The organism is Marinovum sp. PR37, assembly GCF_028807375.1.
Lineage (GTDB): Bacteria > Pseudomonadota > Alphaproteobacteria > Rhodobacterales > Rhodobacteraceae > Marinovum > Marinovum algicola.
Map to the genome: position 1 here is coordinate 1 of NZ_JARAML010000051.1, position 10491 is coordinate 10491.

Here is a 10491-nt window from a genome sequence, read left to right on the forward strand (position 1 = left end):
AATCGTAGCTTATGTCAGTGTCCGAATTTCGGGGGGTAGCTCAGTGTGCCCGAACGTGCATCAGGTTCGCGACGCTCTTCAGGCCATCCATGACGCGCTCCAGTCGGCGGATAGCTCCACGCTCGACGACTTGAGCCTGCGCTCGGGGCACTGCGTCGGCACCGCCCTACGATGGTATGGCGCACGGATCAGCGACCTGCTGGCCGCATTCCGCTAACCCGGAAAAAATCTCTCGAGTGAAGCCGCAGCCACAAGGGTTGCGGCTTTTTTCATCGGACAATCATGCTTCCTGGGTTTGGACGCGCGCTGTCGCCTGATACTAGGCACAGCTTCCGGCATTCGGGTGCGGGCCATCGAAGGAGAGCCCGCCAATGACGGTCTCGCGTCCTCAATGCACCCGATCATTCTACAGGTTGGCCACCGGCAGATTGACCTCTGAAAATGTCGAGCACCAGAAGCCTCTGAATTCCGAAACAGCCCGTTTTGCGACGCAAAGGACGTGAACCTATCTTCCGTCCAGGGCCTCGAACCGCCGTTCGGAACACTCAAAATGAAACGCGGCGATCACGCGCTTTCAGCGTAATCGCCGCGAATTGGTAGTCAAATGGGCATTTCAAGCCCGCCGGTGGCCACTAATTGGCTGTCGGGATATCACTGTCGTCCGACGCCAAAATTAGAGTCCGGTCCAGATTTATAGTTAATAAAATCAATGACCTACCCTTAATCCCGACATTGACCAGCGCAGCTTCCGACATCAATTTCACGACCTACGTCACTCGAAAGACGTTCCAGAGCGAGAGCTTCAGACCGCCGTACGGTGGGGACAACAAAAAAAGCCGCCCAGATGGGCGGCTTTTTTCGAGCGGATCGAGGGTGTCGCTGGACGTTATTACTTCTTGCGACGGCGCTTCACCTGCCGCTCTTCCTCGTACCGCTGCAGGGCGGTCAGGGTGTCGATGACGGACCAGTTCTTGGACACGAACGGGTTCAGTTCTTCGTCGCAATCCATTCGCATCTCGTAGGCATCCGCAAAATGACCCATGTCGATCTCGTCGCTCCCCTCCCTCAGGCACTCCCCGATTGCTTCGATAGCCATCTCAACCGCGACGCCGAAACGGCCGGCAGAAGTATGGATCAGGATTTTGATGAACTCATCAAGAGATAGAATGCCGGGGTCAGCAAGGCTCGCGTCATCCAATAAATTCTTCAGGGTTTCACGAAGCGCCTGCCCATCATCTTCGAACGTCATAGCACGCATTTCCATGGGCTTGAGACGACGTTGCAAAGTCGTGTCCCCATTGATGAGATGCTCGGCCTCTGGCGTTGCCGTCATGATCAGGCAGACCGGCCAGTCCTTGTGTTGCATCATGTTGCGGAAAATCTTGAGGAAAGCATCCACGCTGTCTTTGGTCTTGTACCGTCCGCTGTCCTGAACTTCGTCGAGATGGATAGCTGCGATCCGGCATTCTTTGAGATAGCTCATGACCAAGCTCGACAGGTAATCTTCATCGCGACGACCGCGCGCAGGGTGCCCCAGATCCCGTAAGATTGCGTTCAAGGTTTCCTTGACGGTCGAACGTCCAGGGACGACGACACTCAGGATCCGGGTTCCGAACATCCAATCGCCGGCATGCTTCGTCAGGGCATTGTGCTCCTTGATGATCTCGTGGACAATGCGCGACTTGCCGGCACCGGCTGCGCCGATGAGCATGGCGCCCTTCAATTCGCTCTTGCCCATACGCATGCGAGCCTCTCGGCTGGCCAAGACACCGAACACCCGCCGCCGGAACTGATGGTACGTTGCCGTCTTTTCGAAGCGTTCTTCCAGACGAACCAGCCGAGCCTCAAGGGCACTCAGGGCGCTGAACTCGTCGAGGGCCTCGGCACTAACGCTAGGCGTGCCGGAAGCGGTCGACGAGGTCCTGTCGTCATTTTCGATACGGGCGTGAATCATGGCAATTCTCTCTCGTTCGCGTCCATCACTCGATGGCGCGGAATATTTATTGTTGTGGGCTCCGTGGTCGCCTTTGCGCCAAGAGACCCGTCAAGATCTCGCCCTTTGGCAAAGGACTGGAAGCCGCATGATTTCTGTGTTCGGCAGATGTCATTTCCGTGTGGCCAAGATCGGAAATGGCGCGCCTCCGTTACTGGACAGCAACTGCTCGATTTAGCTCCTGCAGGCGCACTCCTCAGCCTTGTGACAGGCCGCAGGAGCACGAATTGCGTATCCCAACATGGGATCACAGCAGGCGAGATTCGTCAATTATTGATTCAAAACCAATAACTTAGCGAATTTCAGGCGGGTCTGATTTCTCGCAATGTGTAAGCTTCACCTCTCTTCCTTCGGGCTCCGTCTGCGCTGTGAACTCTCGCTCTCTTCATTTTGCAGGTATGCGGCCCAGAGCGGTATGGACATAGTTCTGGCGTCACGTTTTATATAGAAAACTCAATAGCGCCACTTACCCGATCAGCGACACGTCTTTGTGATAGGAGCGTTGAGGTCCGTGAACCGGCCTGATCGCAGGCAAATGGCGCTGACCCTCCTCGTGTCCCACATCGGTCGCGATGAAGGCTCCCAAGGAAACGCGGCAAGCCGCAGACGAAAAGGGGAAAATCAGCACGACCCCAGGCCGGTGTAAGAAGGTGAACGCCGATACCTCGGGGTCTCCTAAGCGGCTGAGACCCGAAATCGGCAAGCCTATAGTCACTTCCGGCCGACAGGTATCCAGGGCAAGGATTCGAAACACCGGGGTGCAGAACGGGGGTGGTCAGGCGGCCGCGCCTTCCGGAAAGGCATGAACACGCACCGCGTCCGGGATGAGCCAGACGATATCGCCCGGCTTGGTGGTCAGACGTTCATGGGACAACACGGTGATATTTTGCCCGGCTTTGCGCACCACGAGTTCCGTGGACGCCCCGGTCGGCTCGACTACGACAACCTCGGCTCGCAGAGCCCCCGGTGTATTGCCGGACCGCAGCGCGAAACGTTCAGGCCGGATGCCAACGCTTATCCTCCCCGGCGCCGAAGGGGAGGCGAGGAGAATGGCATCGCCATCAGAAAACCGTGCCTCGGAAGTGTTCTCGGACGAGACCTCCAAGTCCAGCAGGTTCATCGTCGGCGAGCCGAGGAAAGAGCCGACGAAGGCATTGGCCGGGTTGTCGTAGAGCTCCAGCGGATTGCCAATCTGCTCGATCTCACCATCGCGCAGCACGACGATCCGGTCGGCTAGGGTCATCGCCTCGACCTGGTCATGGGTGACGTAGATCGTCGTGGTGCGCAGCTTCTGGTGCAGCTCCTTGAGCTCGGCCCGCATCTTGACCCGCAACTTGGCGTCGAGGTTGGACAACGGTTCGTCGAACAGGAAGACCTCAGGCTTTCGCACGATCGCGCGGCCCATGGCGACCCGCTGTCGCTGGCCACCCGACAGCTGCTTCGGCAGGCGGTCGAGATAGGGGTCGAGGCCGAGGATCCCCGCCGCGCGGGCCACCTTGGAGCGGCGGATGTCCATGTCTTCGCCGGCAAGCCGGAGCGAAAACGACATGTTGTCGGCGCTATTCATGTGCGGATAAAGCGCGTAGCTCTGGAACACCATCGAAATGCCCCGGTCGCGCGGCGGCACGTCGTTCATGGGTGCGCCGCCGATATCCAGCCTGCCCGACGAGATGCTTTCCAGCCCGGCGATCATCCTGAGCAGCGTGGACTTGCCGCAGCCCGAGGGGCCGATCAGCACCACGAATTCACCGTCCTTGATGTCAAGCGACACATCCTTGATGACGTCGAGTTTTCCATAGCTCTTGGACAGGCTGTCCAACCGTACATCTGCCATGTCACTCTCCCTGTGAAGTGGATGAAAAGGTATAGCGCAGCCGGGTCTGCCAGCTTTCTCCCGGTGCCAGTCTAGTTCCCGGCCCGCTGGTGCCATCGGCTTCGCGGTCGCAGTTGCTGGGCTCCAGCGCCAGAACGTTGCGGCGCGGGCGGGTATCCTGCCAGACCTGAAAGTACGGCAAGTCGCTCTCGATCCCGACGCTGACGCCGGGCCAATCGTCAGCGGCCGGTCGGGCGATCTCGGCCGTCGCGCCGCCGGGTGTCGGTTGGCACAGCGTCTCGCCGTCCACCGCCGCAAGCGGGGCCGCATCGAGCCTCAGCCGGGTCTCCTCGCCCACCATCGGGTAGCCGAAGTTGGTGTGATAGAGGATGTGCATCTCTGCCGCTTCTGGGCCGATATTCTCGACCCGGTCGGTGAGGGTCAGCGACGTGCCCCCGACCGGCGCCTCGATCCGGCGGTGCAGGCGAAAGCAGGCGCCGCGCAGATGCGCCGTGACAACTTCGCCCTCGGCATAAAGCTGCGGGTTGGGCCGGTTCCAATCCTCGCCGCAGGCTATCACCCGCGCGGGGGTCAGCGGCAGTGTGCCATGCAGCGGCAGACCATCGCGGGGCTGGCGGGCGTTGTCGAGCCCGCAGGTCACCAGAAACCCCGACAAGCTGCGCTGGATGCCGGTGCCGCCATCCGCCCGCGCGTCGTGCAAGTCCGGCGCGATGAAGCCCGCCGGATGCTGCCAGGCCAGCGGCATGCCGCGAAAGCTGAGCGGGCCGATATCGAGACTGCGGTCGGCCAGCACCCAGAAGGCTAGCCCGCCGCCGGTGTCGAAGGCCAACGCCCGCACACCGCGCTCGGGACCTTCCTCCAGCGTAATCCGCCGCACCGAGGCCAGTTGGCGCAGGGTCGCGACCTTTTCGACGGCGTCGCGCATCATGCCAACTCGGCCTCACGCGCCAAGTCGAGCCGGACGAAGGCCTCTTCCGGCGCGTCCAGCCCGCGCATCAACTCTGCCATTTGTGCCGCGAGCAGCGCTTCCAATGCGGGATCGTCGAGCGGCGCGGCCTGCACCGGATCCCGGGCCAGATCATAGAGCCGCGTGTCGTCTTCGATCAGGCAGCCGGGGCCATAGGTGTTGTACATCACCGATTTCTCGCTCACCGGCACCCTGAGCAGCGGCATGTCGCGGCTGAAGGGCGTGGGCGGGGCCAGTTGCGCCCGGCGCAGTTCGTCCTCGTGGAAGAAGTCGAAGATATGCGTCGGCATCAGGGTGTATTGATAGACCTCTTGCCGGGTCACGTCGAGCGGATAGCGGTGATAGCTGTACCGCCCGTCGGTCAGGTTCACCGCGCCGCCGAAATAGCCATAGATCAGCGCCTCATGCGGCGAGCCCTGCCCTGCCAACATCGGCCTGAGCGAGGGCGCGGCCATCTGTTGTGGCCGCGGCGTGTCAAAGAGATCGAGGATGGTGGCGGCGAGGTCGGGGGTCTGGCTCAGGCCGTCGACCTGCGTGCCATCGGCGGCGGCATGCGCCGGGTCGTGAAGGAACAGTGGGATCTGCGCGATCTCGCGGTAAAGCGTCATGCGGTTCTTCGCCCAGAGGTCATGTTCGCCCAGGAGGAAGCCATGATCGGTGGTGACGATCAGCGCCGTATCCTCCCACAGGCCGTCGCGGTCAAAGACGTCGAGCACCTGCCCCAACAGCTCGTCGCACATGGCCAGCGAGGCATGGTAACTGGCGCGCAGCTCCTCTTGTTCGTCGAGCGGCCGCTCGCTGTGGCCGTATTCTGGCCAGTCGAGCGCCGGTCCGTCCGCGCACGCCCCGGCGATGTCACGGAACCGCCTGGGTGCAAAGAACGGCTCATGCGGGGCGAAGGTCTCGATCTGCAGGAACCAGTCATCGGCCGCCCTGTTGGCCTCGATGAACTCCACCCCGGCGGCAAAGGTCTGAAAGCTCGGGTGACCGGCCTCGTCTTCGATGAAATCGCGGTTGACCACGTTGTGGCGCTTGTAGCTGCGCGGCTGCCGCGAGACCTGCGCCGGATCAAAGCGCTGCTCGATACCCGGCCAGTCGGGGGCTACGATGCCCTTCCAGCGGTCACCTTCCTGGCCGCGAAAGAATTCATGGCTGTCGTAGCGGTTGTGATAGGTCGCGCCGCCATCCTCCCAGTAGTGGAAATGATCGGTGACGAAATGGCTGTAGACGCCGGCTTCACGGCTCAGCACCTCGGGGAAGGTCACGTCGAATGGCTCCACCGGCCCCCAGCTGCGGTGCAGAAAGGACATGCGGCCGGTGAGCAGGTCGCGCCGCGCCGGCATGCAGGGCATAGAGCCGACGTGGTGATTGTCGAACCGGGCGCTGCGGGCGGCGAGCCGGTCGAAGTTCGGGGTCGGGACCGTGTCGCCGCCATAAGGCGAAAGCGCGTGGCGATTGAGCGAGTCGAAGAGGACAAGAACCGTTTTCATGACAAACCCTTACTTCACCGCGCCAGAGGTCAGGCCGCGGACAATGAACCGTTGAGCGAAAAGCAGAAGCAGGAAGGCCGGGAGGATCGACAGGGTCGAGGCGGCCGCCATCTCGGTAAAGGCGATGGTGTTCTCCTGGGCGTATTTGCCGATGCCCAGCGGCACCGTCGCGGTCTGCCGCTGGCTTAGCACCAGCACCACGGGAAATTCGTTCCAACTGAAGATAAAGGTCAGGATACCGGTCGCCGCCAGTCCGGGCCGGACGATGGGCAATACCACATGCCAGAGGATCTGCGGCACCTTGGCACCATCGATCTGGGCCGCCTCGACCAACTCTTTCGGCACGTCGCGGATGAAGACGCCCATCATCCACAGCGCCATCGGCAGGTGCAGCGTGGTATGGGCGAGGATGATGCCGGTATAGCTGTTGTCGAGCCCCACCGAGCGGAACATGGTGAACCAGGCCCCTGCCAGGGTGATCGGGGGCACCATATGAAAGACCACCGACCAGCCGAGCAGCGAATGCAGCACCCAGCCGGGCCACTGCAAGCGATAGAGCGAAAAGGCCGCCAGCGTCGCGATCACCAGCACAAGGAAGGTGCTGATCAGGCCGATCACCATGGAGTTGCCAAAGTTGCGGGCGAAATCCGAGGTCTTGTCGAAGACAACATTGAGAAAACCGTCGAGGTTGGGGGTGAACAGCACCCGGCCCATCAACAGGTCAATCTGGGTCTTGAAGGCGGCGGAGACGATCCAGAAGAATGGAAAGAGCACCACCAGCGCAAAGCTCATCAGGACTACATGGCGCAGCAGCGTCACCTGCCGTTCAGTGGCGCGAAATCCGCGGCGGTGCGGCAGGGCGCGGGGGGCGGAATGGCCGTCGGTTGCATGGGTCATGCCTTGGCTCCTTTGCCAGCGGTGGCGCGGGTGGCGATGATGATGCCGGCGGCGATCATCGAGATCACGGTGATCGACATGGCGGCACCATAGCCAGTCTGGTCCTCGGTGAAAAAGCGACGGTAGATGGTGAAGCTGATCACCTCGGTCGACGTGCCGGGGCCGCCGCCGGTCAACAGGTAGATCTCGTCAAACACCTTGAAGGCGAGGATCATGCGAAAAACGAAGGTCACGGCAATCGTCGGCATCATCAGCGGCAGGGTGATGTGGCGCAGCTGCTGCCAGCGCGAGGCACCGTCGATGCGGGCGGCCTCGAAGATGTCGTCGGGCAGGCTCTCGAGCCCGGCGAGCAGCAGCAGGAAACAAAAAGGCATCCAGTGCCAGACGTCGACGATAATGACCGACAGCAGCGCCAGATCGGGGCTGCCCAGCCAGTCCTGCGGGGCCAATCCCAGCGCCATCAGCAGGCTGTTGAGCACACCGAAATCATAGGAATACATCAGCTTCCAGATCGCGCCGATGATGATGCCCGGCACCAGGATCGGCAGAATGAAGACCGTACGGTAGAACACCCGCCCGCGCACCACCCGGGTGGTCAGCAGCGCCAGGATGAAGCCGATCAGCATCTGCAGCGCCACCGCCACCACCGCAAAGATCAGGGTGTTCAAGGCGCCGGCGCGCAGCAGGTTATCCTCTGGCAGCCTGGCGTAATTGGCCAGACCGACCCACTCCCAGACCGCCTCGCGGTTGACCCATTCGACGTCGTGGAAGCTGAGCGCCAGTAGTTTCAGCAGCGGCAGGATGGTCAGCAGCGCAAAGAGCACAAGCGCCGGCCAGAGCGTCGCGTGGCGCCAGAAGGTATCGGATTTCATCAGGTGGGCTCCGTCGAAATTCGGAGGCCGCGGACCAGGCTGCGACCCCCAGGGAGGTTACTGGAGCAGTTCAGGCGCCGGCAGGTCGTAGCCCGCGTCCTGCATGACCTTGGTGATCTCTTCGGCGGCGGTGTTCAGCGCCTCTTTCAGGGGCATCTCGCCGCCGATCGCCTGGTTGAGCCGCAGCTCGGTGATCGCCAGCACCTGGGTCGCCTCGGGGAAAGTAAAGGTCAGCCGGGCATTGGGCAACGCCTCGGCCATGGCTTTCATCCAGCGGTATTCCGGCTGATCGGCCATATCGCTTTGCAGCACAGCGCGGCTCACCGGCATCGAGCCGGCCTCGGCATAGGCGCGCTGCGCCGCGTCGGTCTGGAACCACTCGAGGAAGGCCAGCGCCGCCTGCTTGTTCTCGTCGGCGACGTTCCGCGGCACACCGGCCAGCCAATGGCCCAGCGGCGTGGCCGAGGGGATATCGGCAGTGCCCGGCGGCGGCGCATAGGCGACCTGACCCACCACCATCGACTTGCTCTCATCGTCGAAGAGGCCCGGCGCGGGCACCGAGTTGATATGCGCCGCGCGGCCCGTTGCCATGTTCTGGATCACGTTGGTCTGGGTCTGGCCGGCGGTCGAGGGGTGACCAACGTCGTTGGCAAGTTTAAGATAGGTCTCCATCCCCGCCAGCGTGCCGGGCGCATTGATCGACACTTCGAAGCTGCCGTCGTCCTGCTGGTCGACGATGCCACCGCCATGCGACCAGATGTAGGGAAAGACATCATAGGTGACGTCAAAGGTGCCGCGCTGGCCACGCTGAGAGATGCCGTAGCGCCGGTCGGTCTGCAGCTTCTTGGCGTTCTCGTAGAGCGCGTCCCAGGTCTTGGGCACCGAGAGGCCGGCCTCGTCATAGAGGTCCTGACGGTAGTGCAGGATCAGCACGTTGGGGTTGACCGGAACGCTCAACAGCGCGCCGCCATCGCAGGTGATCGTCTTGGCCTCGGCGTTCCAGCAAGTGCTGTCGTCGAAGGTGTAGATATCATTCGACAGGGCGAAATCCGCGTCGATCTCCTGCAGCGGCTGCAGGAAACCGCCGGTGTAAAACTCGACGAAAAAGCCAGCGTTCATGATCAGGATGTCGAAGGGGCTCTCGTCGGCGCGCACCGCGGTGCGCTGCTTCTCAAGGCTGCCGGCAAAGGGATTGACGTCGAGGTTGACGGTATTGCCGGTCTCTTGCTCGTATTTCTCGACCACCGCCTGGAAGCCCGGGAACCAAGGCGACTGGTTGATGACGATGGTGATCGGCGCCTCTTCTGCCGCCGCGAACGACGCTGTCATGGCCAGCACGCTGGCTGTCATCCCGCGGCGCAACATGGCCTTGGTTTTGCTCTGGATACGCATGTGTCCTCCCGTTTGATCTCAGTTTCGATGCCTCCCGCATCGATCTGGAACCAAGGTACCGCAGCGCCAGACATTCCAGAAATGAAAAGAATTCGGAACTCCATAGCCTGTGGCTATGGCTTCAGTTGAATGGATCGGCGGCACATTCGGCGATCAGCGCATCAGCCACGGCGCGGGCAGCGGGGGTCAGCAGCCCCGGCGCGCGATAGATCAGACCGGCCTGCCGGTTGGTCACCAACTCGGGCACGTCGATCTCGGTCAACCGGCTGCCCTCGGGCGAAAGCAGCTGCGAGCGGGTAGTATAGATCAGTGTGTCGGTCTGCGCCGCATGAGTCAGCAGAAAGGTCAGCGAGGTGGAGACCACCATGGCCCGCGGCGGCGTCAGCCCAAGGCTCATCACCCGCCCATGCAGCTTGCGCCGTGCCAGCGTGTCATCGGGCGGCAGTGCCCAAGCCAGCGCCAGCGCTTCCTCGGCCGGGACCGCCTTGCGCCCCGCCAGAGGATGCATGGGGCGAGCGACGCAGACCAGGTCGTCGGCGGTCAGCAGGTGAAACTCGAGATGCGCGCTTTCGTCTTCCAACGGGCGCTCAGCGACGACGAAATCAAGCGTGCCTGTGGTCAGCCCGGCCAGCAGCGAGTCGTCGAAACCGGTCTGCACCTCGATCCGCACGTCGGGGCGCTGTTCGGTGATCCGGCTGACCGCCTCCGGCAGCTTGCGCCGCACCCAGGAGGGCCCGGCCCCGATCGTCACATGCCCGCCCTGCCCGGCGCGCAGCTGGGCGATCTCGTCTGCGGCATCGCGCACCTGCGCCATTACCACGCCGGCATGTTCGGCCAGACGTTCGCCAATCGGCGTCAGGGTGATGCCATGGGCATGACGTTCCAGCAACGGCGTGCCGACCTGGTTCTCCAGCAGCTTGAGCGCCTTGGACAGGGTCGGCTGCGCCACGTTCAGCTCGGCTGCGGCGCGGGTGATGTTGCCGGTCTGGGCTGTGCGGAAGAAGGTAAGCGCCCGGTTTCTACCGCAGCGGCTGGTCCTTGACGCG

General features: G+C 62.4%; 9 protein-coding genes. 1 reads left to right on the top strand and 8 read right to left on the bottom strand.

What is annotated here, in order from left to right:
* Positions 1-217: hypothetical protein (locus tag PVW49_RS23275; RefSeq protein ID WP_274591746.1), on the top strand; the 217-nt coding region annotated here is incomplete at its 5' end.
* Between the two features lie 672 nt (positions 218-889).
* Here the strand turns inward: PVW49_RS23275 and PVW49_RS23280 are convergent.
* The 8 genes from PVW49_RS23280 to PVW49_RS23315 form a co-directional block, all read right to left on the bottom strand.
* On the bottom strand, positions 890-1954 hold the full coding sequence (locus PVW49_RS23280) for an ATP-binding protein (RefSeq protein WP_274591747.1): 1065 nt from the start codon (positions 1952-1954) through the stop codon (positions 890-892).
* Between the two features lie 814 nt (positions 1955-2768).
* Positions 2769-3827, bottom strand: a complete 1059-nt coding sequence (locus PVW49_RS23285) for an ABC transporter ATP-binding protein (RefSeq protein WP_274591748.1) — start codon at positions 3825-3827, stop codon at positions 2769-2771.
* Position 3828: 1 nt separating this feature from the next.
* Positions 3829-4755 carry a DUF4432 family protein gene (locus PVW49_RS23290; protein ID WP_274591749.1) on the bottom strand — a complete coding sequence of 309 codons (927 nt, stop codon included), beginning with the start codon at positions 4753-4755 and terminating at the stop codon, positions 3829-3831.
* Positions 4752-6284, bottom strand: coding sequence for a sulfatase (locus PVW49_RS23295; RefSeq protein WP_274591750.1), 1533 nt, complete (start codon positions 6282-6284; stop codon positions 4752-4754). Before PVW49_RS23295 ends, PVW49_RS23290 begins: the two co-directional genes overlap by 4 nt.
* A gap of 9 nt (positions 6285-6293) precedes the next feature.
* Entirely contained in the window at positions 6294-7181 is an 888-nt protein-coding gene (locus PVW49_RS23300) for a carbohydrate ABC transporter permease (protein WP_274591751.1), read from the bottom strand.
* Positions 7178-8053: a carbohydrate ABC transporter permease gene (locus PVW49_RS23305; protein WP_274591752.1), complete on the bottom strand. Its 876-nt coding sequence runs from the start codon at positions 8051-8053 to the stop codon at positions 7178-7180. The genes PVW49_RS23300 and PVW49_RS23305 overlap by 4 nt, the downstream gene beginning before the upstream one ends.
* Before the next feature lie 57 nt (positions 8054-8110).
* The gene (locus PVW49_RS23310) at positions 8111-9445 is read right to left on the bottom strand and encodes an extracellular solute-binding protein (RefSeq protein ID WP_274591753.1); all 1335 of its coding nucleotides are present in this window, start codon (positions 9443-9445) and stop codon (positions 8111-8113) included.
* Between the two features lie 121 nt (positions 9446-9566).
* The coding region (locus tag PVW49_RS23315; RefSeq protein ID WP_274591754.1) for a LysR family transcriptional regulator at positions 9567-10491 on the bottom strand (925 nt) is incomplete at its 5' end.